Source organism: Mycobacterium sp. IS-1590 (assembly GCF_001500025.1).
Lineage (GTDB): Bacteria > Actinomycetota > Actinomycetes > Mycobacteriales > Mycobacteriaceae > Mycobacterium.
Window position 1 is genome coordinate 122,527 of the sequence record NZ_LQIW01000003.1, and the last position, 24,020, is coordinate 146,546.

31 protein-coding genes are annotated in these 24,020 nt (G+C 68.6%); 21 read left to right on the forward strand and 10 right to left on the reverse strand.

Going from position 1 to position 24,020, the window contains the following annotated elements:
- Window positions 1–14: 14 nt before the first annotated feature.
- From AU197_RS04395 to AU197_RS04430, 8 genes are all read left to right on the forward strand, one after another.
- Window positions 15–386 carry a hypothetical protein gene (locus tag AU197_RS04395; protein WP_064401304.1) on the forward strand — a complete coding sequence of 124 codons (372 nt, stop codon included), beginning with the start codon at window positions 15–17 and terminating at the stop codon, window positions 384–386.
- Window positions 383–865: a transport-regulating membrane protein Mce1N gene (mce1N, locus tag AU197_RS04400; RefSeq protein WP_064401305.1), complete on the forward strand. Its 483-nt coding sequence runs from the start codon at window positions 383–385 to the stop codon at window positions 863–865. Before AU197_RS04395 ends, mce1N begins: the two co-directional genes overlap by 4 nt.
- On the forward strand, window positions 862–1,116 hold the full coding sequence (locus tag AU197_RS04405; protein WP_064401306.1) for a hypothetical protein: 255 nt from the start codon (window positions 862–864) through the stop codon (window positions 1,114–1,116). The genes mce1N and AU197_RS04405 overlap by 4 nt, the downstream gene beginning before the upstream one ends.
- Window positions 1,117–1,267: 151 nt before the next feature.
- Complete coding sequence (locus AU197_RS04410; RefSeq protein WP_064401307.1) at window positions 1,268–2,125, forward strand: oxygenase MpaB family protein; 858 nt, start codon at window positions 1,268–1,270, stop codon at window positions 2,123–2,125.
- A complete protein-coding gene (locus AU197_RS04415) occupies window positions 2,112–2,804 on the forward strand; it encodes a TetR/AcrR family transcriptional regulator (protein ID WP_082696496.1) in 693 nt (230 codons plus the stop codon). The genes AU197_RS04410 and AU197_RS04415 overlap by 14 nt, the downstream gene beginning before the upstream one ends.
- 45 nt (window positions 2,805–2,849) lie before the next feature.
- Window positions 2,850–3,170, forward strand: coding sequence for a hypothetical protein (locus AU197_RS04420; protein WP_064401308.1), 321 nt, complete (start codon window positions 2,850–2,852; stop codon window positions 3,168–3,170).
- A gap of 35 nt (window positions 3,171–3,205) precedes the next feature.
- A complete protein-coding gene (locus AU197_RS04425; protein ID WP_064401309.1) occupies window positions 3,206–3,688 on the forward strand; it encodes a pyridoxamine 5'-phosphate oxidase family protein in 483 nt (160 codons plus the stop codon).
- 49 nt (window positions 3,689–3,737) lie between these two features.
- Window positions 3,738–5,096 (forward strand): cytochrome P450, encoded by a 1,359-nt coding sequence (locus AU197_RS04430; protein ID WP_064401392.1) that lies wholly within the window; start codon window positions 3,738–3,740, stop codon window positions 5,094–5,096.
- Here AU197_RS04430 and AU197_RS04435 read toward each other — a convergent pair.
- Entirely contained in the window at window positions 5,093–5,473 is a 381-nt protein-coding gene (locus AU197_RS04435; RefSeq protein ID WP_064401310.1) for a nitroreductase family deazaflavin-dependent oxidoreductase, read from the reverse strand. The two genes, AU197_RS04430 and AU197_RS04435, sit on opposite strands and share 4 nt — an antisense overlap.
- A 94-nt stretch (window positions 5,474–5,567) precedes the next feature.
- Here AU197_RS04435 and hemL point away from each other — a divergent pair, with 94 nt between their 5' ends.
- The 7 genes from hemL to AU197_RS04470 are packed head-to-tail and all read left to right on the forward strand — an operon-like array spanning window position 5,568 to window position 12,810.
- Window positions 5,568–6,884: a glutamate-1-semialdehyde 2,1-aminomutase gene (gene hemL / locus AU197_RS04440; RefSeq protein ID WP_064401311.1), complete on the forward strand. Its 1,317-nt coding sequence runs from the start codon at window positions 5,568–5,570 to the stop codon at window positions 6,882–6,884.
- Window positions 6,881–7,516 (forward strand): histidine phosphatase family protein, encoded by a 636-nt coding sequence (locus tag AU197_RS04445; protein ID WP_064401312.1) that lies wholly within the window; start codon window positions 6,881–6,883, stop codon window positions 7,514–7,516. The genes hemL and AU197_RS04445 overlap by 4 nt, the downstream gene beginning before the upstream one ends.
- Window positions 7,517–7,560: 44 nt before the next feature.
- Complete coding sequence (locus tag AU197_RS04450; protein WP_064401393.1) at window positions 7,561–8,163, forward strand: TlpA disulfide reductase family protein; 603 nt, start codon at window positions 7,561–7,563, stop codon at window positions 8,161–8,163.
- Window positions 8,160–9,011, forward strand: coding sequence for a cytochrome c biogenesis CcdA family protein (locus tag AU197_RS04455; RefSeq protein ID WP_064401313.1), 852 nt, complete (start codon window positions 8,160–8,162; stop codon window positions 9,009–9,011). Before AU197_RS04450 ends, AU197_RS04455 begins: the two co-directional genes overlap by 4 nt.
- A complete protein-coding gene (resB, locus tag AU197_RS04460; RefSeq protein WP_064401314.1) occupies window positions 9,008–10,582 on the forward strand; it encodes a cytochrome c biogenesis protein ResB in 1,575 nt (524 codons plus the stop codon). The genes AU197_RS04455 and resB overlap by 4 nt, the downstream gene beginning before the upstream one ends.
- The gene (ccsB, locus tag AU197_RS04465; RefSeq protein ID WP_064401315.1) at window positions 10,579–11,601 is read left to right on the forward strand and encodes a c-type cytochrome biogenesis protein CcsB; all 1,023 of its coding nucleotides are present in this window, start codon (window positions 10,579–10,581) and stop codon (window positions 11,599–11,601) included. Before resB ends, ccsB begins: the two co-directional genes overlap by 4 nt.
- A gap of 15 nt (window positions 11,602–11,616) precedes the next feature.
- On the forward strand, window positions 11,617–12,810 hold the full coding sequence (locus AU197_RS04470; protein WP_502687854.1) for a MinD/ParA family ATP-binding protein: 1,194 nt from the start codon (window positions 11,617–11,619) through the stop codon (window positions 12,808–12,810).
- 10 nt (window positions 12,811–12,820) lie between these two features.
- Here AU197_RS04470 and AU197_RS26435 read toward each other — a convergent pair whose 3' ends face one another.
- Window positions 12,821–12,982 (reverse strand): hypothetical protein, encoded by a 162-nt coding sequence (locus AU197_RS26435; protein ID WP_197415454.1) that lies wholly within the window; start codon window positions 12,980–12,982, stop codon window positions 12,821–12,823.
- A 50-nt stretch (window positions 12,983–13,032) separates the two neighbouring features.
- On the opposite strand from AU197_RS26435, the gene AU197_RS04475 reads away from it, so the two are divergent.
- The 3 genes from AU197_RS04475 (at window position 13,033) to AU197_RS04485 (ending at window position 14,819) form a co-directional block, all read left to right on the forward strand.
- Entirely contained in the window at window positions 13,033–13,344 is a 312-nt protein-coding gene (locus AU197_RS04475) for a DUF4229 domain-containing protein (RefSeq protein ID WP_064401316.1), read from the forward strand.
- Window positions 13,341–14,384, forward strand: a complete 1,044-nt coding sequence (locus tag AU197_RS04480; RefSeq protein WP_064401317.1) for an aminotransferase class V-fold PLP-dependent enzyme — start codon at window positions 13,341–13,343, stop codon at window positions 14,382–14,384. Before AU197_RS04475 ends, AU197_RS04480 begins: the two co-directional genes overlap by 4 nt.
- Before the next feature lie 90 nt (window positions 14,385–14,474).
- A complete protein-coding gene (locus AU197_RS04485) occupies window positions 14,475–14,819 on the forward strand; it encodes an ester cyclase (RefSeq protein ID WP_064401318.1) in 345 nt (114 codons plus the stop codon).
- Here the strand turns inward: AU197_RS04485 and AU197_RS04490 are convergent.
- The 7 genes from AU197_RS04490 to AU197_RS04520 all read right to left on the reverse strand — a co-directional run bounded on the left by AU197_RS04490 (window position 14,816) and on the right by AU197_RS04520 (window position 21,028).
- Window positions 14,816–15,526, reverse strand: coding sequence for a hypothetical protein (locus tag AU197_RS04490; RefSeq protein ID WP_064401319.1), 711 nt, complete (start codon window positions 15,524–15,526; stop codon window positions 14,816–14,818). The genes AU197_RS04485 and AU197_RS04490 overlap by 4 nt on opposite strands.
- A complete protein-coding gene (locus AU197_RS04495; RefSeq protein ID WP_064401320.1) occupies window positions 15,526–16,431 on the reverse strand; it encodes a hypothetical protein in 906 nt (301 codons plus the stop codon). The genes AU197_RS04490 and AU197_RS04495 overlap by 1 nt, the downstream gene beginning before the upstream one ends.
- Window positions 16,428–17,432 carry a hypothetical protein gene (locus AU197_RS04500; RefSeq protein ID WP_064401321.1) on the reverse strand — a complete coding sequence of 335 codons (1,005 nt, stop codon included), beginning with the start codon at window positions 17,430–17,432 and terminating at the stop codon, window positions 16,428–16,430. Before AU197_RS04500 ends, AU197_RS04495 begins: the two co-directional genes overlap by 4 nt.
- The gene (locus AU197_RS04505) at window positions 17,423–17,896 is read right to left on the reverse strand and encodes a hypothetical protein (protein WP_064401322.1); all 474 of its coding nucleotides are present in this window, start codon (window positions 17,894–17,896) and stop codon (window positions 17,423–17,425) included. The genes AU197_RS04500 and AU197_RS04505 overlap by 10 nt, the downstream gene beginning before the upstream one ends.
- Window positions 17,886–18,758, reverse strand: a complete 873-nt coding sequence (locus tag AU197_RS04510; protein WP_064401323.1) for a DUF58 domain-containing protein — start codon at window positions 18,756–18,758, stop codon at window positions 17,886–17,888. The genes AU197_RS04505 and AU197_RS04510 overlap by 11 nt, the downstream gene beginning before the upstream one ends.
- Window positions 18,759–18,766: 8 nt before the next feature.
- Window positions 18,767–19,768 carry an AAA family ATPase gene (locus tag AU197_RS04515; protein ID WP_064401324.1) on the reverse strand — a complete coding sequence of 334 codons (1,002 nt, stop codon included), beginning with the start codon at window positions 19,766–19,768 and terminating at the stop codon, window positions 18,767–18,769.
- A 96-nt stretch (window positions 19,769–19,864) separates the two neighbouring features.
- On the reverse strand, window positions 19,865–21,028 hold the full coding sequence (locus AU197_RS04520) for a sulfotransferase family protein (RefSeq protein WP_156434305.1): 1,164 nt from the start codon (window positions 21,026–21,028) through the stop codon (window positions 19,865–19,867).
- Between the two features lie 115 nt (window positions 21,029–21,143).
- On the opposite strand from AU197_RS04520, the gene AU197_RS04525 reads away from it, so the two are divergent.
- Window positions 21,144–21,719, forward strand: coding sequence for a TetR/AcrR family transcriptional regulator (locus AU197_RS04525; RefSeq protein WP_064401326.1), 576 nt, complete (start codon window positions 21,144–21,146; stop codon window positions 21,717–21,719).
- Window positions 21,716–22,837, forward strand: a complete 1,122-nt coding sequence (locus AU197_RS04530) for a DUF1214 domain-containing protein (RefSeq protein WP_064401327.1) — start codon at window positions 21,716–21,718, stop codon at window positions 22,835–22,837. Before AU197_RS04525 ends, AU197_RS04530 begins: the two co-directional genes overlap by 4 nt.
- Window positions 22,838–22,877: 40 nt before the next feature.
- Here AU197_RS04530 and AU197_RS04535 read toward each other — a convergent pair whose 3' ends face one another.
- The gene (locus tag AU197_RS04535; RefSeq protein ID WP_064401328.1) at window positions 22,878–23,750 is read right to left on the reverse strand and encodes a 1,4-dihydroxy-2-naphthoate polyprenyltransferase; all 873 of its coding nucleotides are present in this window, start codon (window positions 23,748–23,750) and stop codon (window positions 22,878–22,880) included.
- Between the two features lie 44 nt (window positions 23,751–23,794).
- Between AU197_RS04535 and AU197_RS04540 the strand changes: the two genes are divergently transcribed.
- Window positions 23,795–24,019: a hypothetical protein gene (locus tag AU197_RS04540; protein WP_064401329.1), complete on the forward strand. Its 225-nt coding sequence runs from the start codon at window positions 23,795–23,797 to the stop codon at window positions 24,017–24,019.
- The last annotated feature ends 1 nt before the right edge of the window (window position 24,020 follow it).

A 24,020-nucleotide genomic window follows, 5' to 3' on the forward strand; every position in this document is an offset into this window, starting at 1 on the left:
AGGCTGACCCGACCATGACCGCTCCTGCGCCGCGAACCCGCGTCGTCACCGCCGCCTTCTGGTGCTGGGTCCTCGCCGCGGTGATGTTGATGCTGGGCGGGCTGATCGCCGCCTCGGTGGATCTGCCGCCGCTGTTCCGCGGCGCGGGGGTCCTCACCGCCGTCGCGGGCGCCGGCATGGCCTTCCTCGCGGGCCGCAGCCGCGCAGGCGACGTCCGGTTCCGCCGGGCCGGGGTCGCGTTGGCGCTGACCATCGTCGTATTCGTCGCGCTGCTCGCGATGCGCGGCGTCGTCCACATCATAACGGTGCTCGCGGTGCTGCCCCTTGTCGCGGGCGCCATCCTGATCACACGGCCGAGCGCGAACGCGCAAGAGGAAGCGACGTGACCGACAAGCAGAGCCCGCCGCAGGTGCTGTTCTACGAGCAGGGGGCCAGCTGGTGGTGGTTGGCCGCCGGGCCCGCCGCGGCGATCGCGATGGGGTTGATCCAGGCATCGGCGGGCTACGGGTTTCAATGGCTGGTTCCCGGCATGTTCCTGGTCCTCGTCAGCGGCTTCCTCGCGATCCAGGTCAAGGCCGCGCGCATCCACACCTCGGTCGAGTTGACGACCGAGACGTTGCGGCAGGGCACCGAGCGCATCAGTACCGACGAGATCGTCCGCATCTACCCCGAGGCAACCGGTTCCGAGCCGCCGAAATGGCAGTCGGCGCGCGCGCTCGGCGAGCTCACCGGTGTCCCGCGCGGCCGCACGGGGATCGGGCTGAAGATGACCAATGACCGCACCGCCCAAGCCTGGGCCCGCAAGCATCAGACGCTGCGGCAGACGCTGACGCAGCTCATCGAAGAGCGCATCCCGCCGGTATGACGGTCCGCGCAGCGCTCGAACTGGTGCTGGGCGTCGCCGCCGCGGTGGGCAGCGTGCTGAGCTGGTTGGCGGCGAAGGCGACGGTCGTCGTCGCACCGGTGCTCGAAGGTGAACCCCAGACCACCTCGGTCGAGTACCGCGCGCCGATGGTGGGGCTGGCGCTGCTGCTGGCCGCGCTCGCCGGTGTGCTCGTGGTGCTGGCCATCGCGCATCTGCGGCGCGCACGCCGTTCTGCACCATCGCGCGACTGACCGCCCGCGTCGGCACCCTCTCCCTCCGCGACTGACCGCGTTTGCACCGCGACACGCCGTTGCATCGCGGGCACAACAGGTCGCTCGCCGGCACCGTGAGACCCCTCACAGCCACTTGGTACAAAGTGCAAAATTTGTAACACTGTGTCTCATGACCGAATTGGTGCAGACAGACAGGCCCGTCGACGATGCGCTGCCGCTGGGCCCGCAGTCGCTGGTGTGGCGCTATTTCGGGGACAACCGGATGTACCTGATCGGACCCCGCCCCGCAGTGCTTCAGAACATGCTCGCCGAACTCGGCCAGGGCGTACTGGACCACTCGGTGTTCTTCGACGACACCGCCGCGCGGGTCAAGCGCTCGCTGCCGCCGATCTTCAACACGGTCTACGGCTCCGAAGACGACCACCCGGGCACCCAGGTGCGCGACTTCCACACCGACATCAAGGGCAACATGCCCGACGGTGCCCGGTACCACGCCCTGGATCCGGAGACCTACTTCTGGGCGCACGCGACATTCGTCGAGCAGGTGCTGTACTTCGCCGACACCTTCGTCAAGCGGCTGAGCCGCGAGGAAAAAGAGCAGATCTATCTCGAGTCGAAGACGTGGTACCGCCGCTACGGCGTCAGTGACCGGCCGATGCCCGCCACCTACGACGAGTTCGAACGGTACTGGGACCGCATGCTCGACGAGATCGTCGTCGCGCACAAAACCGCGGTGTACGGCGTCGGCTACGTGAAGAAGGGTTTCCCGTGCCCCAAGGGTGTCCCCGCATGGGCGTGGAAGCTGATCGCACCGGCGTTCAACCCGCTCGCAGCGTTCCTGACCACCGGGGGCCTGCCGCCCCGCGCGCGCGAACTGCTGCAACTGCCGTGGAGTGACCGCCAGGAGCGCCGCTACCAACGCTTTGCGGCGCTGTGGCGGTCGCGTCCGGTCAACTGGGTGTGGGATCGTCTGCCCATGAGCTGGCGCTACAACAGCTACGCCCAAAAGGGTTATGCCCGGGCCTGACCCGGCCCACGGGCCTGATTCGTCGCCCGCGACTGGACCTGATTCGTCGCCCGCGACTGGACCTGATTCGTCGCCCGCGACGGGACCCGATTCGTCGCCCGCGACGGAAGCCATCCTGGACGCCGCCGTCATCGAGTTCGAACGGCACGGCTTTCGGCGGGTCGCGCTCGACGACGTCGCCCGCCGCGCAGGCGTCAGCCGGACCACGATCTACCGACGGTTCGCCAACCGCGACGAACTCGTGGCCGCGGTGATCGAACGCGAGAACATCGCGCTGTTCGCCGACATCGCCGAAGAGGTCAAACGCGCTGGGCCGCAGTCGAACTACTACGTCGAGGCGTTCACCCTGTCGATCCTGAAGTTCCGTCGCCACCGCGTGCTGTACCGGATACTGACCGACGAACCCGCTCTGCTGCTCGAACTTGCCCGCACGCACTACGACGCCGCGATCACCAGGATGGCCGCCGCGTTGCGAATCATCTTCCCCGCCGGGTTCGCCGAACGCATCGGCGACGAAACCGTCGAGGAGTTGGCCGACACGATCCTGCGGTATGCGGTGATGGTGTTGCTGCTGCCCAGTTCCCAGCCTCTGCAGTCCGCCGACGACATCCGCGCTTTCGCTCGCAAACACTTCCTTCCCAGCCTTCCCGCCGCTTTGCGAACAGTGCCCACCGGTTAGCCGAACTGCGTTTCGTATTTCGGCTCTCCGGGCAGTCGTAGTTCCATGACCAGCGAACAAGGGCAGGACCCAGGGTTCATCGAGGAGCAGCGGAAAGCCGAACCGGAGACCGACGAACACCACCAGGTCACCAGCGAACAGGAAACGCCGCCGCCCACCGAGAAACCCGAAGTCACCGACGAGCATCGGGAAAAGGCCAAAGAAATGCACAAGGCCTACGAGGAGGAGAGGCCGACGACCAAGATGCCGGGCACCGGCGGGGCGGTCGCGGGTACCGCGGTCAACGACTGGCTCGACGATGACGGCAACCCGAAGTTCACCAAAGAATCTGCGGGCGACGAAGCATCTGAGAGCAACAGCAGCTGACTGGCCGAGCGGGCGCGTGCCTACGCTAGGCAACCGTGACCACTCTGGAACAGATCGCACCGGCGTTCGTCGACATGGCCCACTCGATCGTGTGGGCCTCCGTCGCCACCGTCGACGCGAACGGCCGGCCCCGCACGCGCATCCTGCATCCGTTCTGGGAGTGGGACGGGACTGATCTCCTCGGTTGGATCGCCACCGTGCCGTCACCGGTGAAGAAGGACCATCTCGCGGCGCACCCGGAGGTCTCGGTGAGCTACTGGACCACCAACCACGACACGTGCAGCGCGGAATGTCTTGTCGAGTGGTATGTCGACGACGAAACCCGGGCGGCGGTATGGGACAAGTTCGCCACCGCCCCCGCACCGGTCGGCTACGACCCACGGATCATCCCGATGTGGCAGGACGGGCCCACCTCAGACCAGTTCGCCGCGCTGCGGTTGACGCCGTACCGCATCCGGGTCATGCCCGGCACGGTGATGACGAAAGGTGAAGGCGCGCCGCTCACCTGGTCCGCGTGAATCTCGCGTACCGATGCGGACCCGACGCGACCTGGGCGATGATCTGCACATGACCACCACGCTCGACGTCTCGGCGTTGCCGCTGGTGCCGAAGAACCCGCTGCCGATCTGGCGGCTGGTCAAGCTCCTCCGCAGACTCGACACCGGCCAGGACGTCATCCGCGACGCCAGCGGCCCGATCACGCGCATTCAGGTCGCACCGAAGTGGCTGTATCAACCGATCGTGGCCGTGATGTCGCCCGCCGGTATGCGCGACATACTCGGACGCCCCGACAACTCCTCCGAGCGATGCATCTACCACGACGAAGTCCGCAACATGGCGGGCGACAGTCTGTTCGTGTTGCCCAATGAACTGTGGCGACCGCGCAAGCGGGCCCTGCAGCCGGTCTTCACCAAGCAGAACGTCCGCAACTTCGGCGGCTACATGTCCGCGGCCGCCCAAGCCTTCGTCGACCGCTGGCCCGACGGCGGCGAACTCGACCTCGACGTCGAATGCCGCCGCGTGGCCATGCAGTCACTGGGACATTCCGTGTTGGGCGTCGACCTCAACGAGCGCGCCGACACGATCGCCCGCTGCATGCACGTCGCGTCTTCCTACACCGCCGACCGCGCGCTGCGCCCGGTGCGGGCACCGCGCTGGCTACCCACGCCCGCCCGCCGCCGCGCGCGCCGCGCGGTAGCCGAGATGAAAGAGATCACCGACGAGATGGTGCGCGCGTGCCGCGACGACCCGACGCGCGACGCCCCGCTGGTGCGGGCGCTCATGGCTGCCAGGGATCCCGAGACCGGGGTGCCCCTGTCGGACGACGACATCTCGAACGACCTACTGATCTTCATGCTCGCCGGGCATGACACCACCTCGACCGCGCTGACGTTCTCGCTGTGGGCGCTGGGGCGTCATCCCGACATCCAGGACCGCGTCGCCGCAGAAGCCGCCGCGATCGGCGACCGGGAGCTGACTCCCGACGACGTGCCCCGGCTGACGTACACCGTGCAGGTGCTGCACGAGGCGATCCGACTGTGTCCACCGGCGGCCGGCGTGGCCCGGCTGGCCACCCGTGACATTGCCGTCGACGGCTATCGCGTCGAGGCCGGCACCCTCGTGGCGCTCGGGCTCTACGGGCTGCACCACGACCCGGCGCTGTGGCCCGACCCGATGGTGTTCGACCCCGAGCGCTTCAGCCCGGAGAACACCGCGAACCGCGAGCGTTGGCAGTTCCTGCCGTTCCTCGCCGGTGGACGGCCGTGCATCGGCGAGCACTTCGCGCGGCTGGAGACGACGCTGGCGCTGGCCACGATCGTGCGGGCCGCCCGGATCGAATCGCTGGACAGCGCGTTCGAGTGCGACGTGCCGTTCACCACCATCGCCAAGGGCCCGATCCGGGCCCGTCTTTGCCCCCGGGCTTAGCCCCGCGTCAGCAGGACGGCCTGGTCGAACGGCAGCAGGCCGAACAGCGGCCGCATCCATCCGGTGACCGAGGGCGCGGCCTCGGCCTTCGTCACCACGCGGGGGTCACGGACGCCGAACGTCCGGCCGTACCGTCTCATCCGCCCACCACCGGCAGCGGTGATGTTCTTCAGCCAGTCCCGGTCGGGGCCGTAGGTGAGCAGAATGGCCACCCCGTCACGGGTTGGGAACACCGTCAGCGGAGTCCGATACGGCCGACCCGACTTGCGCCCGGTGTGCTCGAGGATGCCCATCGACGGCGCCCACCCCGCCCACAGCCGCTGAATCGGATTGGTGACGCGGCGGTTGAACCGCGCGAGCCATTGCGGGAGCTGCATGCCCTCATCCAACTCGGAAGCCGAACGCGGCTCAAGCGTGTGACCACTACACCCTGTAGTTGACGGTTTGCGCCGGGCTGGGACACTGGTGGCCATGCGTGCTGACCAGATCACCACCGAGGTGTCGGCGCGGTTGTTCGCCGAGGCGTCGGCCGTCATCCCGGGCGGGGTGAACTCACCCGTGCGGGCGTTCACCTCGGTCGGCGGCACCCCCCGGTTCATCACCTCCGGCAACGGCTACTGGCTGACCGACGCCGACGGCAACCGCTACGTCGACCTGGTCTGCTCGTGGGGACCGATGATCCTCGGCCACGCGCATCCGGACGTGGTCGCCGCGGTGCAGCAGGTGGTGACCGACGGACTGTCCTTCGGCGCGCCCACCCCCTCGGAGTCGGAGCTGGCCGCCGAGATCATCGGCCGGGTCGCGCCGGTTCAGCGGCTGCGGCTGGTGAACTCCGGGACCGAGTCGACGATGAGCGCGATCCGGCTGGCGCGCGGCTACACCGGCCGGGCCAAGATCGTGAAGTTCTCCGGCTGCTACCACGGCCACAGCGACGCGCTGCTTGCCGACGCCGGTTCCGGTGTCGCCACGCTCGGCCTGCCGTCCTCGCCGGGTGTGACGGGTGCCGCGGCGGCCGACACGATCGTGCTGCCCTACAACGACGTCGCCGCCGTCGACGAGGTTTTCGTCCGTTTCGGCGACGACATCGCCTGCGTGATCACCGAAGCCAGCCCCGGCAACATGGGAACGGTGCCGCCGCAGGACGGTTTCAACGCCGCGCTGCGCCGCATCACGGCCGACCACGGGGCCCTGCTGATCGTCGACGAGGTGATGACCGGCTTCCGGGTCAGCCGATCGGGTTGGTACGGCATCGACCCCGTCGATGCCGACCTGTTCACCTTCGGCAAGGTGATGAGTGGCGGGCTGCCCGCGGCGGCGTTCGGCGGCCGCGCCGAGGTGATGGAGCGGCTCGCCCCGCTGGGGCCGGTGTATCAGGCCGGCACGTTGTCCGGTAACCCTGTCGCGATGGCGGCCGGGCTGGCGACGCTGCGCGCGGCCGACGACACCGCGTACGCGACACTCGACGCCAACGCCGACCGCCTTACCGCACTGCTTGAGCAGGCGTTGACCGAAGCCGGTGTGGCGCACACCGTCTCGCGGGCCGGCAACATGTTCAGCGTGTTCTTCACCGACCAGCCGGTCACCGACTTCGCCTCCGCGCGGGCGTCAGAGACGTGGCGGTTCCCGGCCTTCTTCCACGCGCTTCTGGACGCTGGTGTCTACCCGCCGCCGAGCGCCTTCGAGACCTGGTTCGTGTCAACGGCTTTGGACGACGAGGCGTTCGACCGTATCGCAGCCGCGCTGCCCGGTGCGGCCCGCGCCGCCGCCGAGGCGGTCAAACCGGCATGACCGAGACACCGTCCGAGGCGGGCGAGGCCGTGAAGACAGTGGTGCACGTCATGCGCCACGGCGAGGTGCACAACCCCGACAAAATCCTCTACGGCCGCCTCCCGGACTACCACCTCTCCGAACGGGGCCGAGCGCAGGCCCAGGCCGTGGCGAACTGGCTCGCCACGCGAGACATCGTCTACGTGGTGGCCTCGCCGCTGGAGCGCGCACAGGAGACAGCCGCCCCGATCGCGGCGGGTCTGGGACTGTCCGTCGACACCGACGACGAGCTCATCGAATCGCTGAACATCTTTCAGGGACAACGGGTCTCACCGGGTGACGGCGCGCTGCGCGACCCCCGCAACTGGTGGCACCTGCGCAACCCCCGCACACCGTCGTGGGGGGAGCCGTACCGCGAGATCGCCGAGCGGATGACCGCGGCCGTGCATCGGGCCAGAGGCAAGGCGGCCGGCCACGAGGCGGTGTGTGTCAGCCATCAACTACCCGTTGAGACCCTGCGCCGGTCGATGACCGGTCAACCGCTGCACCACTTCCCGACCCGACGGCTGTGCAACCTGGCCTCGGTGACGTCGTTCTACTTCCACGGGGACACCTACGTCGGCTGGGGTTACGCGGAGTTGGCCGGACAGTGAGTCGGTGGTTTGTGCACGGCCGTCGGCACTTCGCGCGAGCGCTCATCGCAGCCTGCGTGGGATGCGTCGCGGTGGCCGGATGCTCCACCGGCGACGATGCCGTGGCGCAGGGCGGCACCTTCGAATTCGTCGCCCCCGGCGGCCAGACCGACATCTTCTACGACCCCCCGCAGGATCGCGGCCGTCCGGGTCCGCTACGCGGTCCGGATCTGATGGACCCCGACAAGACCATCTCCCTCGACGACTTCGCGGGCAAGGTGGTGGTTCTCAACGTGTGGGGCCAGTGGTGTGGCCCGTGTCGCACCGAGATCACCGAGCTCCAACAGGTGTACGACGCCACCAAGGATCTCGGCGTGCAGTTCCTCGGCATCGACGTCCGCGACAACAATCGAATTGCGGCGCGGGACTTCATCGTCGACCGCGGCATCACCTTCCCGTCGATCTACGATCCGCCGATGCGGACCATGATCGCGTTCGGGGGCCGCTATCCGACGACGGTGATCCCCTCGACGGTGGTCCTGGATCGCGAGCATCGCGTCGCCGCGGTGTTCTTGCGTGAACTGCTGGCCGAAGACCTGCAGCCGGTGGTGGAACGCCTTGCGCGCGAGAAGAATGGGACCGAGCAGCCGGAGAAGGCCGGCACATGAGCCTCGACCAGGTGGACCAGCTGATCGCCGGCGGTCCGGTTCTGCTGGCTCTCCTGGTCAGCGCGCTCGCCGGGCTGGTGTCGTTCGCGTCGCCGTGCGTGGTGCCGCTGGTGCCCGGTTACCTGTCGTATCTGGCCGCGGTCGTCGGGGTGCAGGATGCGGCTACCCCCGGGGACACCCCCGTATTGGTGCGCCCAGACCGACGTCCTGGCGGAAAAACGCGGGAAGAATCCGCCACAGGGTCGGTCTCGGCGAGAACCACCAGGCTGCGAGTCGCCGGCGCGGCCGCGCTGTTCGTCGCCGGGTTCACGGTCGTCTTCCTGCTCGGCACCGTCGCCGTCCTCGGGATGACGACGTCGTTGATCACCAATCAGCTTCTGCTGCAGCGCATCGGCGGGGTGGTCACGATCGTCATGGGGCTGGCGTTCGTCGGATTCATCCCCGCATTACAGCGGGAGGCCCGGTTCGCGCCGCGGCAGATCTCCACGCTGGGCGGCGCCCCCCTGCTCGGCGCGGTCTTCGCGCTGGGCTGGACACCGTGCCTCGGTCCCACCCTGACCGGTGTGATCGCGGTCGCTTCGGCCACCGACGGCGCCAACATCGCCCGGGGCGTCGCGCTCGTCATCGCATACTGCCTGGGCCTGGGAATCCCGTTCGTGTTGTTGGCGTTCGGCTCGGCGCGCGCGGTGCAGGGTCTGGCGTGGTTGCGCAGGCACACCCGCGCGATCCAGATCTTCGGCGGCGTGCTGCTGATTCTGGTCGGCGTGGCGCTGGTGACGGGGCTGTGGGGAGACTTCGTGTCCTGGGTGCGCGACGCCTTTGTCAGCGATGTGACGCTGCCGATATGACGAAAGTGTTTGCGCTGCTTCGGAACACCTGGCGAACCCTGACGTCGATGGGCACCGCGCTGGTGTTGCTGTTCCTGCTGGCCCTCGCGGCGATCCCCGGCGCCCTGCTGCCGCAGCGCAGCCTCAACGAGTCCAAGGTCGATCAGTACATCGCCGAGCACCCGACCATCGGGCCCTGGCTCGACCGACTGCAGGCCTTCGATGTGTTCTCCAGCTTCTGGTTCACCGCAATCTATGTGCTGCTGTTCATCTCGCTGGTGGGCTGCCTCACCCCCCGCCTCGTCGAACACTTCCGCAGCATGCGGGCCAACCCCGTCCCCGCCCCGCGCAACCTGAGGCGGCTGCCCAAACACCACACCGCCGAGGTGTCCGGCCAGGCCGATGACCTGGCGGCGACGGTGAACGAGCGGTTGCGCGGATGGCGCAAGACCACCCGCGAGGACAACGGAACCGTCGAAATCTCCGCGGAGAAGGGCTATCTGCGCGAGTTCGGCAACATCGTGTTCCACTTTTCGCTGCTCGGGCTGCTCGTGGCGGTGGCTGCGGGCAAGCTGTTCGGCTACGAGGGCAACGTCATCGTCATCGCCGACGGCGGTCCGGGCTTCTGTTCGGCCTCGCCGGCGGCGTTCGACTCCTTCCGCGCGGGTAACACCGTGGACGGCACCTCGCTGTATCCGATCTGCCTGCGGGTCAACGACTTCCAAGCCGACTACCTGCCGACGGGGCAGGCGACATCGTTCGCCGCCGACATCGAATACCAGGCGGGCGCCGACCTGGAGTCGGGCACCTGGCGGCCGTACCACCTGAAGGTCAACCATCCGCTGCGGGTCGGCGGCGACCGGGTGTACCTGCAGGGTCACGGTTACGCCCCCACCTTCACCGTGACGTTTCCGGACGGGCAGACGCGCACGCAGACGTTGCAGTGGCGACCCGACGACCAGATCACGTTCCTGTCCTCGGGTGCCCTGCGTTTCGACCCGCCCGCGGGCACCTACCCCGACGCCGACGAACGTCGCAAGAACCAGCTCGCCATCCAGGGCCTGTTCGCGCCGACCGAACAGCTGCACGGAACGCTGCTGTCCTCGAGCTTCCCGGCGCTCAACGACCCCGCCGTCGCGATCGACATCTACCGCGGTGACACCGGCCTGGACAGCGGACGACCGCAGTCACTGTTCACGCTCGACCCGCGCCTGATCGAGCAGGGCCGGCTCACCAAGAAGGCGCGGGTCAACCTCGGCGCGGGCGAATCGACACGACTCGACGACGGCACCCTGGTGCGGTTCGACGGCGCCGTGCCGTTCATCAACGTCCAGGTCTCCCACGACCCGGCGCAGGTGTGGGTGCTGGTTTTCGCGATGACCATGATGGCGGGTTTGTTGGTGTCGCTGGTGGTGCGCCGGCGCAGAATCTGGATTCGGCTCACCCCCGCGGGGGCGGGTACCGTAACCGTCGAGCTGGGCGGGCTGGCGCGCACCGACAACTCCGGGTGGGGCGATGAGTTCGAGCGGTTGACGCAGCGCCTGCTTCCCGACGCGACACCGGCGCACGCCGCAGGAGAGAAGGTCACATGAATCCCGAGCAGATCGACGTCGGGCTGGCCCGGTACTCGGACTGGGCGTTCACCTCATCGGTGCTGGTCCTGGTGGGCGCGCTGCTGTTGCTCGCGATCGAGTTGGCATACAGCCGCAGCCGCAAGGCCGACGCCCGGGAGCTGGTCGGAGCCGCGGCAGCGACATCGGAGCGGGCAGCCGCGGCGTCCGGCGGTGTGCACGCGGACAGCGCCGCGCCGGGCGTCGTGACCCAAACCCCGCGCCGCCCGGTCGACGAACGGATCGGCGGAGCCGGTCTCGCGCTGACCTACCTCGGCATCGGTTTGCTGCTTGCCTGCATCGTGCTGCGCGGTGCCGCGACCTCGCGGGTGCCGTGGGGCAACATGTACGAGTTCATCAACCTGACCTGCTTCTGCGGGCTGGTTGCCGCGGCGGTGGTGCTGCGGCGGCGCCAGTACCGGACGCTGTGGGTGTTCGTGCTCCTTCCGGTGCTGATCCTTCTGACAATCTCGGGCCGCTGGCTGTACACCAACGCCGCGCCGGTGATGCCCGCCCTGCAGTCGTACTGGCTGCCGATCCACGTCTCGGTGGTCAGCCTCGGGTCGGGGGTGTTCCTGGTCGCCGGTGTCGCCAGCATCCTGTTCCTGCTGAAGATGTCGCGGTTCGCCGACCCCGAGCGCCGCTCGGGCGACAGCATGCTCAGCCGCGCCCTGGACAGGCTTCCCGATCCGCAGACCTTGGACCGAATCGCCTACCGCACCACGATCTTCGCGTTCCCGGTGTTCGGGTTCGGCGTCATCTTCGGCGCGATCTGGGCCGAAGAGGCATGGGGCCGCTACTGGGGTTGGGACCCCAAGGAGACCGTGTCGTTCATCGCATGGGTCATCTACGCCGCCTACCTGCACGCCCGCTCCACCGCCGGGTGGCGCGACAAGAAGGCCGCCTGGATCAACGTCGCCGGCTTCGTCGCGATGGTGTTCAACCTCTTCTTCATCAACCTGGTCACCGTGGGCCTGCACTCCTACGCCGGAGTCGGCTGAGTCGCAGCATCGCGCTTGGCTAAGATCGGCGGCGAAATCCTGCGAAGCCTTGGGGGCGTCAGCGTGTCTGAACAACCGGTGCACCACGCCCGGGATGGTGTCGGCGAAGACGTGGCGTCTCCCGCGATAGTGCCCGAAAACGCCTATGCGCCAGGGGGATTCCGCGCACAGAGCCGGTTCAGTGATCCCGCGGCCGATCCTCCGCCGGAATGGACGGCGCCCACACCGCCCCACGGCCTTCCGGTCGTCTCCCCGCCACCGAACATCGCTGAGGCCGACCCGGGGCCGTACCTCGACCTCTCGACGGTCGCGCTGCTCGGACAACCCAAACGCGCGCCGTCCGAGGGCTGGCGCAAATGGCTCTATTACGCGTCGTTCGGATCGGTCAACCTCGGTGACGGGCCCAAGGCCCGCCGCCGGCAGGCGCTCACCGCCGGGATACAGCGGCCATTGCGCGGTTGCCACCGCATCGCGGTGCTGTCGCTGAAGGGCGGGGTCGGCAAGACGACCATCACCGCGACATTGGGCGCCACCTTGGCGTCGCTGCGCGGCGACCGCGTGATCGCCGTCGACGCCAATCCCGACCGCGGCACGCTCAGCCAGAAGGTCCCGCTGGAGACGCCGGCCACGGTGCGGCACCTGCTGCGAGACGCCGAAGGCATCCAGGCCTACAGCGACGTGCGCGCCTACACCTCACAGGGACCGAGCCGGCTCGAGGTGCTCGCCTCCGAAAGCGACCCGGCGGTGTCGGAGGCGTTCAGCTCCGAGGACTACAGGCGCACCCTCGAGGTCCTCGAGCGCTTCTACAGCCTGGTGCTCACCGACTGCGGCACGGGCCTGATGCACTCGGCCATGTCCGCCGTGCTGGCCAGTGCCGACACGCTGGTGGTGGTCAGTTCCGGGTCGGTCGACGGGGCGCGTAGCGCAGCTGCCACGTTGGACTGGCTGGACGCCCACGGACATCAGGACATGGTGCGCAACTCGGTCGCGGTGATCAACGCGGTGCGGCCGCGGTCGGGGAAAGTGGACATGACGAAGGTCGTCGACCATTTCAGCCGGCGATGCCGGGCGGTGCTCGAGGTGCCTTTCGATGCACACCTCGAGGAAGGCGCCGAGATCGACCTCGACCGGCTCAAGCCGGAAACCAGGGCAGCGTTGCTGGAGCTCGCCGCCGCGATCGCGGCCGGATTCCCCGGCGCACGACGCTAGAACCGGGCGGTCACGGTCTCGGGTTGTCCTCCTGGCCGAGCCGACGCAGGAATTCTGGATCGTCGTCCGGCCCGATGACGCGGGTGCGCGGACGGCTCGGAGACACTCGCGTCAGTCGCCAGCCGACATACGCCAGCGTGCACAACACGAGAATCAGGAGCAGATACGCCACGAACAAAACCTCCTTGGTTCGAATATACGCGTCATCGGTAGGCTCGGTTCGTGTCCGACGGTCGCCAGGGAACTCGCCTCGTGGTGGACGTGCTGGCCTATGTGCTGGCACGGCTTGCGCTCGTCGCTGCGGTCGCGGCAGCGATTCTCGGTGTCGGACATCTGCTCGGGCTGCGCGAATTCCCGCTCATCGTCGCGTTGCTCTTCGCGTTGGTGATCGCACTGCCGCTGGGCATCTGGCTGTTCGCGCCGCTGCGGCGCCGCGCCACCGAGAGCATCGCGGCCTTCGACGAACGCAGGCGCCGCGACCGTGAGCAACTACAGGCGAGGCTGCGGGGCGAAGACCCACCGTCCCGAGAATGACCACCACCGCGGTGCGTACCGCGTTCGGGGCCGAATTTGCCGGTGCGGCGGGTTATTTGAACAGCCCGACGTATGGTCTGCCGCCGCACTTCGTTGTCGATGCGCTGCACGACTGCATCGAGCGGTGGCAGACCGGCACGATGGACGTCCCGTCGTTCGACGACCAGGTTCGCGCGGGACGCGCCGGCTACGCCGCGCTGGCGGGCGTGCCCGTGGAGTCGGTCGCCATGGGCAGTACCGTCTCCGGGGCGCTGGGGCTGGTGGCCGCGGCGATCCCCGACGGTAGCCGCGTCGCGGTCCTGCCCGGCGAGTTCACCAGCACGACGTTTCCCTTCGCCGCGCAGTCCGGTCGCGGGGTCACGGTCACCGAGTTGCCCGCCGAGAGGCTCGTCATGGACGCCGCGGACTTCGACGTCGTGGCCGTGAGCCTGGTGCAGTCCGCCACCGGCGCGCTGCTCGATGCCGAGGCGCTACGCCGGACCGTCGCGGGCACCAGCACCGTGACCGTCGTCGACATCACCCAGGCGGTGGGCTGGAAAGCCCTCGACATCGGCTGGGTCGACGTCACCGTCGCCGCGGCCTACAAATGGCTTCTCGCCCCACGGGGCGTGACCTGGATGTCGCTCAGCGACCGCGTGAGCCGGGTGATGACGCCGCACGCGGCGAACTGGTACGCCGCCGAGCAGCCGTGGCAGGCGATCTACGGCCTGCCGATACAGCTCGCCGACGACGCGCGGCGCTTCGACATCTCACCGACCTGGTTCAGCGCGCTGGGCGCCGGGCTGACCCTGCCCTGGCTCGCCACCCTCGACCGGATCGCCGTCGAGCGCCACACGGTCGGTCTGGCCGCTCGGCTGCGCTCGGCGTTGCAGCTGCCCCCGCAGGAGTCGGCGATCGTGTCGCTGCCCATCGACGGCGCGGCCGAACGACTCGCGAGCTCCGGCATCCGCGCATCGGTGCGGGCCGGGGCCGTCCGCGTCGGATTTCACCTCTACAACGACGACAACGACCTCGACCGACTGCTCGACGTGCTCGGCTGACCACGGCGATCGCCCGCGGTGGCATGGGACGGCACGGCCGTACTCGTCGGTAGATTGCGTACCCACCCCCGGGGCGGGTAAGACACCACCATGATTTCGCCTAAAGAGCTATACACACGATGGATAGACGAATTGTGGGCGGGAGATCCCGTTGCGGCCGACCTGGTCACCGAGAATTTCGTGGGACATTGGCCGGGCCGGGACGTTCGCGGCCCCGGAGAGCTCCAGGCCGTCGTCGGGGAGACCCATCAGATGCTCAGCGATCTGAAGTTCGTGATCGAAGTGGAGCCGTTCGTCGACGGCGACATGCTGGCGGCCAGGTGGATCGGCACGGGTGCGGCCCAAGACGGGCCGAAGCGATTCACCGGCAATGACATCCTGCGCATCGAAAACGGCCGTTTCGCGGAGTACTGGACTGGAACCAGCACCGGTTAGCCCGCAGCATCCCGCAGCACCTGCTGGAGCTTGTCGAGCGGATCGCCGGAACCGGGATCCAGCCGCAACGCGTCCCGGGGCGTGTCGACGTCGGGTACCACCGGCGCGGGCGGCGGTGCCGCCGGTGGTGGGGGTGAAGCCAACGGTGGTGCCGGCGGCGGTGGGGGCGGAGCGGTCAGACCGGCCAGCTTGGCCCGCAGCCGCGGGGCCGCGTCGTTGCGGACGGCGCGCCGCTCGGGATCGGGATCGGTGTTGGCTTCAAAGCAACGCTCGGGCGCGTTGCCGACGAGGTCCAACGCGCTGAGGTATCGCTCGCGCGCGGCGTCGGGCCGGTTCTCCCACGCGTCCACGTCGCCTTGGCGTTCGCGGACGAGCTCGAGGTTGATCAGGACCGGACACGACCGATCCCGCGCGGTACGGCTGAGCGCATCCGAGAAGTGAGCGTCGGCGTCAGCGAGGCGGTCGTCGAGCACCGCGAGAGTCCCCGCCGCGAACGGCGCCTTGGCGGGTTCGACGATGTTGAGCAGGCCCATCACCGCGACATCGCCGCGCAGTGCATCGGCGTCGGCGTCGGCGAAGTTCGACACCGCCGAGTGACCCGCCACCACCGTGGAGACGAGTTTCAGCGCGATCGCGAGCACCACGACCACGACGGGCGCCGAGAACAGCAGCAACCGACGGCGCAGGCGCAACCGAGAGGGACGCATCAGACCACCTCGTCGCGCCGGGCCGCGCGGCTGGTGCGGAACTCGCGCAGCGTGAGGTAGATCTCGAACAGCAACAGCACCGCGGCCACCATGGTGAAGACCCAGTACAGGTCGGTCCGGTCGACGGCGGTGGCGCCGGGCTGCGCCGACGAGGCACCGCTCATCTCGGGGGCATCGTCGGTGACCGGGCGCGACGTGTCCCGGGGGACGAACGGCACGACGAGCTGATCGGCGACGGCCTGCAGACGCGAATCGTCGCGGGTCGCGCCGTAACCGAACACCGCGCCGCCGTCCACCGAACCGGGTACGGGGTCGAACTCGCCCTGCGGGGCTTGCGACCCGGGTGCGCCGGAGCCGAAGTAGAACACCAGGTTCTGGGCACCCGGGCTGCGCTGGCCGGCCGCGATCAACTGGTAGCGCAGGACGTTGGCAGCCGCCGCCGCGTTCGCCTCGCCCCCTGCGCCGTCGGGGGCGGCGGTCACGGCCGCGACCACCGGCTTGAGGCTCCAGTTGTCTTCGGACAGCGGCCATTCCACGGAGGAGCGCGCGGCGAACGTGATGAGGGCGAACCGAGCCTGCGGGTAGTGGTCGATGAGCGCGGCGACGTCATCGCGGATATCGGCGATCGCCGAGTCGGCGGAGCGGTCGACGATCAGGAACACGTTGGCGGTCGCGTCGCCGTCGGAGTCCGTCACCGCAGAGTCTTCGGTGTCACCGCCGATGGCGGGTCGGGCCGCAGCGATCAGCATCAGCATCACCGCAAGCGTCAGCGCCGACCACCGCCACACGGTGGCCCACCGCTGACCGGTGCGCGCCAGCTGGCGCATGCTGATGAGCCGCAGCACGACCGCGGCGACAGCGACGGCGATCAGGAGGACCGGCGGTACGACGGGCGAGAAGGTCATCGTCGAAGCACCGCCAACGACAGGCACAGCAGCGCCGACACCACGACCGCGATCGCCAACGGGACCGTCGGGGTGTCGCCGCGGAATCCCGCGAGGGTCGCGGCTCGGTCGGCGTCTGGCGGATGCGCTCGGATGCCGTCCAATTGAGCCGCCGGGTCGGGCCCTACGGGGGCGTACCGTCCGCTCGTGGCCGATACGACGGACCGCACGGGGCCCGGGGACGTCACCAGCGCGTTGACCTGGATTCCGCGCTCCTGCATCAACTCGGTGACCTGCTGGTCGGTGTAGAGCGAGGGGCGGGTCTCGTCCGGCGCGCGTAACTGGCCCGGGCCCAGGTAGATGATCGAACGGCGGCGTTCACCGGGTGGATCGTCGGCGGGGAAGCCCGCGGCGCACAGGGCGAGGACGTCGGCGACGCTCGTCGCATAGTCCACATATGTGACGGGCGCAGTGAACGCGGCGAGGCTGTTCCGTTTGGCCGCGCGTTGGGCGGGCGAAAGCGCGGCGTCATCGGGCAGGCCGGCGAGACCGGCTGCCTCCCCGAGCTTCTCGACCGCAAACTGATGGTCCCGGGTCAGCGGGATGATCCGGCGGTTGATCGAGGTCAATCCGACCCGCTGGGCGCCGAAGGCTCCGGTGCGCTGCGCGAAATAGGACAGGAACGCGCTCGTGCTGGGATCGTCGACCGGTTCGGCGACGCACAACATGACGTCCTCGGGCACGTCGGAGGTCTGGAGCGACCACCACAACCCGCTGGGGCGGGCGCTGGCCAGCACGGCAGCGCCGAACAACAGCACGAGCAGCACGATCGTGACGACCATCGACGCCGTGCGCGCCCGCGCCACCCGCGCGTACTCGGGCAGGCGGGTGAGGCGGACGGTGTTCGCCAACGGCAGCAACCGTCGCCGCAGCTGCTTCGTCGGCACCAGCACCGCGAGCGCGACAGCGCCTGCCAGACAGGCGAATCCGATGACTGCGATCGGCCACCAGGTCAGGGCCACGAGCGGATCAGCTCCTCGGTCGTCGCGCCGGCCTCGACGACGCGCACCGGCGAGGCCGCGTTGAACTGCGCGTCGTCGAGGGCGGCGAGCGTCGGGGCGGCAGGCGCCAGCTCCCCGGATGCGATGTCGTCGAGCTGCATGTATTGCGCCCGTATCCCCGTGGCCTGGTGCAGGAAACTGCGCAGGGTCCGGCTCATCGCCGCACCGGCCTCGGCGTCGGTGAGCTCACCGTGGCGGTGCCGAGCGGCGATGCGCTGCACGCTGCGCGCGAACCGTCGGCGCAGCAGCCGGGCGTGCAGGGAACGCGCCAAGGGCAGGCGCCGGAGTCGCTGCGCCGGTAGTGTCCACATGAAAACGCCGATGTACCAGACGATTACCGCCAATACGAGTAGCGCCCCGAGCCACAACCACCCCGACGAGTACGGCATGGGCCCACCGACGAACCGCAACAGGTCATCCGGCACGGGCGAACACCTCGGTCAATGCGACGAGCCGGGCGCGGATCTCACTGCTGCCGCCGATCCTGGTGTGCGGGACCGCGCGGGCGGTCATGAACTCGTCGAGGCGGTGCGCCCGGGCCTGTTCCGCCTTGCGGTACGCCGCGACCACCCGAGGGCCCAGGGTGGCGGTGTCGAGGACGAACCGGCCGGTGGACACGTCGAATCCGGCCCTGTCGTCGCTCGTGGCACCGACGGCGGGCATGTCGGAGACCGTCGCCCACAGCACGTCGTGGCGGGCGGTCATCCGGGTGACGGCGTCGGTCAGCCGGTCGTCGACATCCGGTTCGTCGGACACCACCACGACCAGCATCGGATGGCGGTAATGCGTTGTGACGTAATCGAGTTGGCAGACGATGTCGCTGCGGCCGGACCCGCGGCCGGCGTGACCGTGGTACCTGTGCAGCAGGCTTTCGATGTGGGTCTCGCCGCGCCGCTGCCGAATGTTGACGCAGCCGCGGGTGTCGCCGAACACCATACCGATCTGGTCGGAACGTCCGAGTGTGATGAGCCCGAACGCCCCCAGGATGTTCATGGCCACATCATGTTTCAACTCGCCACTGGGGGTCAGGGCCGCCATGTTGCGACCGGCGTCGGCGACGAGCAGCAGCTTGTGGTGCTTCTCGGAGACGAACCGCTTGATCAGTACATGACCCGAACGCGCCGACGCCTTCCAGTCGATGTCGCGGACGTCGTCGCCGGGCACGTAGGGCCGCAGATCGTCGAACTCGAGGCTGCGGGTGTGCAACAGTGCGTAGCGGCCGCCTTCGAGCATGCCGCGGGTGTCGGTGCCGAAATGCGTCCTCGCCGTGGTGAGGTGTCTGCCCATACTCGGCCCTAGGGCACTCGAACCGCTTGCAGCACAGCGTCGATGATCAGCTCGGGGGTGACGTTCGCGCTGGCGGCCTCGAAGCCGAGGATGAGCCGGTGCCGCAGCACCCGGTGGGCGAGCTTGGCGATGTCGCCGGGGATGACATGTCCGCGCCCGGACAACAGCGCCAGCGCCCGCGCCGCGTTGCAGAAGGCGATCGTGGCCCGCGGGCTGGCACCGTACTCGATCAACCGGGCCATTTGGCGCGGCAGATATTGGTCGGGCTCACGGGTGACGGTGACCAGTTGGCTGGCGTAGTGCATCAGCGCGCCGTTCATGTGGACCCGACGCACGACGGCGCGCAACCGGCGGATGTCGTCGAGGCCGACGACAGGCCTGCTGCGGTGGTCTTTGTCGTAGAGTCCCGCATCCATCCGGGACATCATCTCCACCTCTTGTTCGGGGGTGGGGTAGTGCACGACATCCTTGAGCATGAACCGGTCGGTCTGGGCTTCCGACAGCGGATAGGTGCCCTCCTGGTCGACGGGATTCTGCGTCGCGATCACCAGGAACGGCTCGGGAATCGGATACTCGGTGCCCGCGATGGTGGTCTGGCGTTCCTCCATTGCCTCCAGCATCGCGCTCTGCGTCTTGGCGCTGGACCGGTTGATCTCGTCGAGCAGCACGATGTTGGTGTGCACCGGCCCGAGTTGGGTGACGAACGAGTTGGTCGCGGACTCGTAGATCTGGGTGCCGATGATGTCGCTGGGGAGCAGGTCGGGCGTGCACTGGATCCGCCGGAACCCGCCGTCGATGGCTTCGGCGATCACGCGCGCGGCGGTCGTCTTGGCCAGCCCCGGCACGCTCTCGATGAGGATGTGACCGCCCGCGAGCAGGCCGATCAGCAACGACTCGCGTAGGTTCTCTTGGCCGACGACCTTGGCCGAGAACGCATCGGAGACCGCGGCGACGACGCGCCGGGCCTCCGCGAGATCGCGCTGGTCGAGTTGAGTTCGTGCTGCGGTCATGGATGCCTCTCGTCTCCGGCTGCCGGATGCGGATACCCGGGCCAGGGTATTCACACACCGCTGATCGGGCGAACAGCCGCGGAGAACGCGAGAGGCTTACGTCAGGAAGCGTTCGACATAGGGTGCGAACCGGGCCTGCAACTCGTGCGGGTCGAGTCCGAACATCTCCGGCGACGTCGCCACCCGTCCCAGCCGGCCCCGCTGGTGGCCCGCGAGGTATCCGGCCATGGCGGCGCGGACATCCTCGGTCATCGGCTCGTCCGCGAGCGCGTAAATCGCTGCAGCAGTGCCCATTTCGTCGGCCATGAAGTCGTCGAACCGGACGTCGATCGAGCGCTCGGCTCCAATGACGTCGCGATCGCGGACCAACGCGGCCAACATGAGCTCGAGGCGATCGATCCAGCATGCGGCGATGTCCTCGACCGGTACCGGTGAGCAGTGCATGCGCGCGGAGTAGGTGAGCATCGCGAGCATCGACAGCACGACGGGGACCGGATCGCGGTGGGTCGCGATCACCACCGCGCCGGGAAACACCCGGTCGAGCACCGGCAGCTGCTCGAGGTGCTGCGGGGACTTGAGCAGCCAGCGCCTGCCCCCACGCAGGAATTGCAGCGCCTTCAGCTGGAGGGCCAGGTGTTCGTAGTGGGGCGTCTGGTCATGGGACAGGTAGTAGTCGCGCCACCGCGGCACATGCGCCAACGTCTCGAACAGCATCGAGCTGAAGTCGTTGGCCAGCAGCTGGATCTCCTCGTGCACGTGGTCGGTCGTCATCTCGTGCATCAGCGCGAAATGCGGCATGACCGCGTTCATGAACTCCACGGCGGCATCCATCCGGCTGCGCCTCGGGTCCGGCTCGACACCGGCTTCCGAGGGCAGTGGGATCGGTTCGTTGCTCTCCCAGTAGGGAAGGGTGCGGAAGGTCGGTCCCGTCGCGAGCAGATTGTGCATGTGGGTGGTGCCCGTGCGGGGCAGGCCGGCGATGACGACCGGCGGGGCCAATTCGATGTCGTGGATCTCGGGATGCCTGGCCAGCAGGTCAGTGAGCAGCAGGCGGTTCTTCAGCAACTGCACCAGCTGGGCATGGAAGTTCACCACCCCGGCGTCGCTCAGCCCCGGAATCTCCTGTAGCGCAGCGAGATACACATCGAGTCGTTCGCGGTAATCGTCGGGGCCGAAGTCGTCGAGGCCGGTTTCCGCGCTGGCCTTGGCGTGCAGGGCGTCGGCGTCGAGCGGGCACTCGGGTGCCATCGCCGCCATCATGTCGCGAATCGGCTGGATCGCCTCCGGGAAGCGGGGCTCGGCGAGGTCGTCGAGGACAACGGGCGACGCTGATGAGATGTCGGTCACAGATAGTTATGTTACTGTCAGTTTCGTAATGACGACGGAAATTGGCCGACCCCGCGACAAGCGCATCGACGACGCAGTGCTGAGCGCGACGGTCGACCTGCTCGGGTCCACCGGTTACGCGGACCTCACCGTCGATGCGATCGCCCGGCGCGCGGGCACGAGCAAGCCCGCCATCTACCGCCGATGGCCGGGCAAAGCGCACCTCGTGCACGAGGCGGTGTTTCCGCTCGGCTCGGCGACCGAGCTCCCCGACACCGGATCACTGGCCGGTGACATCCGTGAGATGGTCAGCCGCACGGTCGGCGTGCTCACCACTCCTGCCGCGCGCGCCGCGCTGCCCGGACTGGTCGCGGAGATGGCCGCCGATACCGCGCTGCACGCCGCGCTGCTGGAACGTTTCTCGCACGTGCTCTCGCGCGGGCTGACCGAACGGCTCGACGCGGCGGCGGGCCGCGGCGAGGTACGACCGGAGGTGTCGGCCGCCGACGTCGTCGAGGCCATGGCCGGCATGACGTTTCTTTGTCTGATCACCCGCGGGGATCGCCTCGACGACGCATGGGTGGATCGAGCCGCCACTTTCATCACGAGAGGAATCAGCGCATGACGCACGAATCCACTTCCGCGGCGAGCCGCGAATCCACTGAAGCGTGGCGAGAACTGCTCGACACCCTGGGTGGCCTGGACCGCAGCTTTCTCGAGGGGGACCGCGCTGTCTCCGACGACCGCCACATCGCCGACGGCTACCGCATGCTCGCCACCACGCTGGGCGTCGCGTTCGACACCTATCTGTTCGCCGAGCCGAGCCGACCCGTGTGGATCGAGCTCAACACCCCGTTCCGCCGCGACCGCCGGTGGGGCGGGGACAACACCGACGCCTACTACTTCATGTGCCCGGTCGACCCCAAACGCCGCTACCGCATCAGCGGTAACAAGGGCGACAGCGTCTACTTCTCGGTGACCGCCTACAACGAGCCGTCCCCCGGTGCGTGGTCGGATCGGATCGTGGCGCTGGTGCGCGACGACGACCTCGAGTTGGATGCCGACGGCAACTTCTCCTTCGAGTACGGCCCGACCGACGGCGGTGTGGTGCTGGTGACCCGCGACTACCAGGCCGACCCGCTGACGGGTCGCCCGGTGTCCTGGCACATAGAGGCGCTCGACGAGCCCGAGCCGATCCGGCACGGCGACGCCGAGACCGCCGCGGCGCTGCGGGCCAGTGCGGCGTGGCTGCGCACGATGTTCGCGATCGTGCCGCTGGCGGTGGGTGTGCGGGTCGATGACAACCGCACTCTGGGCCATGAGATCTCGCAGGTGGCAAACCAATTCGCCGATCCGTATCAGGTTCCGGATGCGAACTTCGGCTGGTCTGCGCGCGACGCGTGCTACGCCTACGGCAGCTTCGTGCTCTCCGACGATGAGGCGCTCGTCGTCACGCACCGGCCGCCGGCATGCCGGTTCTGGAACCTCGTCGTATGGAACCAGTTCATGGCAGGCGTCACCGACGAGAAGACGTCGATCAACGGCTACAGCGCGGTGCCCAACTCCGACGGTTCGGTCACCGCCGTCATCTCCCGCGGTATGACCGCACACCCGAATTCCATCAGCACGGTGGACTATCCGCGCGGCAACCTGGCGTTCCGATGGTTCCTCGCCGACGCGGTGCCCGCCAAGCCGGAGGTGACGTTGGTCAAGGTCGCCGACGCTCCGACCGCCGTCACCTAATAGCGATTTGTGCGTGATTTCGTTCGCTCAGCAATCGTTTTCACGCACAAATCGCGAGCGCCAGCGCGACCGCCACGGCCCACACCAGCATCGTCAACCCCGTGTCGCGCAGCACCGGGATGAGGTCTTTGCCGCCGCGGCCTCGGCGCACCGGCGCGGCCGCGCGTACCGCGAGCGGCAGCGCCACCAGGCCGACCGCCGCCCACGGCGTCGCGAGCATCAGCACCAGCGTCAACGCGAACGCCACGACCAGCAGCGCCTGGTACAGCAGCCGGGTGCGGGCATCGCCGAGCCGCACCGCCAGCGTGATCTTCCCCGACTCCTTGTCGGTCGGGACGTCGCGCAGATTGTTGGCCACCAGTACCGCCGATGACATGCACCCCATCGCCACCGCGACGGCGACGCCCACCCAGTCGATCCGCAGCGCCTGGGTGTACTGCGTGCCCAGCACCGCGACCAACCCGAAGAACACGAACACCGCGACCTCGCCGAGTCCGAGGTAGCCGTACGGCTTCGACCCGCCGGTGTAGAGCCACGCCCCGGCGATGCACACCGCCCCGACCGCGATCAGCCACGGGGCGCTCACCGCCGCCAGCACCACACCGGCGACAGCGGCGACCACGAGGCTCACCACCGCGGCGGTCAGCACGGCACGCGGACTGGCGACCTTCGACCCCACCAGCCGCAGCGGGCCCGCCCGCACGTCGTCGGTGCCGCGGATCCCGTCGGAATAGTCGTTGGCGTAGTTGACCCCGACGATCATCGCGACCGCGACAGCCAGTGCGAGCAGCGCCCTCCACCAGCACGCGGCCTGCAGCCACGCCGCGGCGCCGGTGCCCGCGATCACGGGTGCGATCGCGTTGGGCAGGGTGCGCGGACGAGCGCCCTCGACCCACTGCGCGAATGTCGCCACGAGCGCCAGTCTCGCACGGCTGCAGACCGTGGCAGACTGAGCGCATGGAGGACCGGCTCAGCAAGGCGGAGATTCGCAAGGACGCCGTGCAGGAGATCTTCGACTCCGGCATATCGACCGTCGGCGAGGTGGCGTCGATCATCACCACCGCGGTCAAGGACGTCGCCAACGCGATCGGCGGCTTTGCGACCGACGCGTTCGAGATCCGCGACACCGTGCGGCGCGCGTCGCAACAGCTCGACGAAACCGACGACCAACCGCGCGCGTAGC

Coding starts and splice junctions, on each gene's coding strand:
- AU197_RS04395 (WP_064401304.1), top strand. CDS start 15: ATGACCGCTCCTGCGCCGCGAACCCGCGTCGTCACCGCCGCCTTCTGG.
- AU197_RS04405 (WP_064401306.1), top strand. CDS start 862: ATGACGGTCCGCGCAGCGCTCGAACTGGTGCTGGGCGTCGCCGCCGCG.
- AU197_RS04410 (WP_064401307.1), top strand. CDS start 1,268: ATGACCGAATTGGTGCAGACAGACAGGCCCGTCGACGATGCGCTGCCG.
- AU197_RS04415 (WP_082696496.1), top strand. CDS start 2,112: ATGCCCGGGCCTGACCCGGCCCACGGGCCTGATTCGTCGCCCGCGACT.
- AU197_RS04420 (WP_064401308.1), top strand. CDS start 2,850: ATGACCAGCGAACAAGGGCAGGACCCAGGGTTCATCGAGGAGCAGCGG.
- AU197_RS04430 (WP_064401392.1), top strand. CDS start 3,738: ATGACCACCACGCTCGACGTCTCGGCGTTGCCGCTGGTGCCGAAGAAC.
- AU197_RS04435 (WP_064401310.1), bottom strand. CDS start 5,473: ATGCAGCTCCCGCAATGGCTCGCGCGGTTCAACCGCCGCGTCACCAAT.
- hemL (WP_064401311.1), top strand. CDS start 5,568: ATGCGTGCTGACCAGATCACCACCGAGGTGTCGGCGCGGTTGTTCGCC.
- AU197_RS04445 (WP_064401312.1), top strand. CDS start 6,881: ATGACCGAGACACCGTCCGAGGCGGGCGAGGCCGTGAAGACAGTGGTG.
- AU197_RS04455 (WP_064401313.1), top strand. CDS start 8,160: ATGAGCCTCGACCAGGTGGACCAGCTGATCGCCGGCGGTCCGGTTCTG.
- resB (WP_064401314.1), top strand. CDS start 9,008: ATGACGAAAGTGTTTGCGCTGCTTCGGAACACCTGGCGAACCCTGACG.
- ccsB (WP_064401315.1), top strand. CDS start 10,579: ATGAATCCCGAGCAGATCGACGTCGGGCTGGCCCGGTACTCGGACTGG.
- AU197_RS04480 (WP_064401317.1), top strand. CDS start 13,341: ATGACCACCACCGCGGTGCGTACCGCGTTCGGGGCCGAATTTGCCGGT.
- AU197_RS04485 (WP_064401318.1), top strand. CDS start 14,475: ATGATTTCGCCTAAAGAGCTATACACACGATGGATAGACGAATTGTGG.
- AU197_RS04490 (WP_064401319.1), bottom strand. CDS start 15,526: ATGCGTCCCTCTCGGTTGCGCCTGCGCCGTCGGTTGCTGCTGTTCTCG.
- AU197_RS04495 (WP_064401320.1), bottom strand. CDS start 16,431: ATGACCTTCTCGCCCGTCGTACCGCCGGTCCTCCTGATCGCCGTCGCT.
- AU197_RS04510 (WP_064401323.1), bottom strand. CDS start 18,758: ATGGGCAGACACCTCACCACGGCGAGGACGCATTTCGGCACCGACACC.
- AU197_RS04515 (WP_064401324.1), bottom strand. CDS start 19,768: ATGACCGCAGCACGAACTCAACTCGACCAGCGCGATCTCGCGGAGGCC.
- AU197_RS04520 (WP_156434305.1), bottom strand. CDS start 21,028: ATGATGGCGGCGATGGCACCCGAGTGCCCGCTCGACGCCGACGCCCTG.
- AU197_RS04525 (WP_064401326.1), top strand. CDS start 21,144: ATGACGACGGAAATTGGCCGACCCCGCGACAAGCGCATCGACGACGCA.
- AU197_RS04530 (WP_064401327.1), top strand. CDS start 21,716: ATGACGCACGAATCCACTTCCGCGGCGAGCCGCGAATCCACTGAAGCG.
- AU197_RS04540 (WP_064401329.1), top strand. CDS start 23,795: ATGGAGGACCGGCTCAGCAAGGCGGAGATTCGCAAGGACGCCGTGCAG.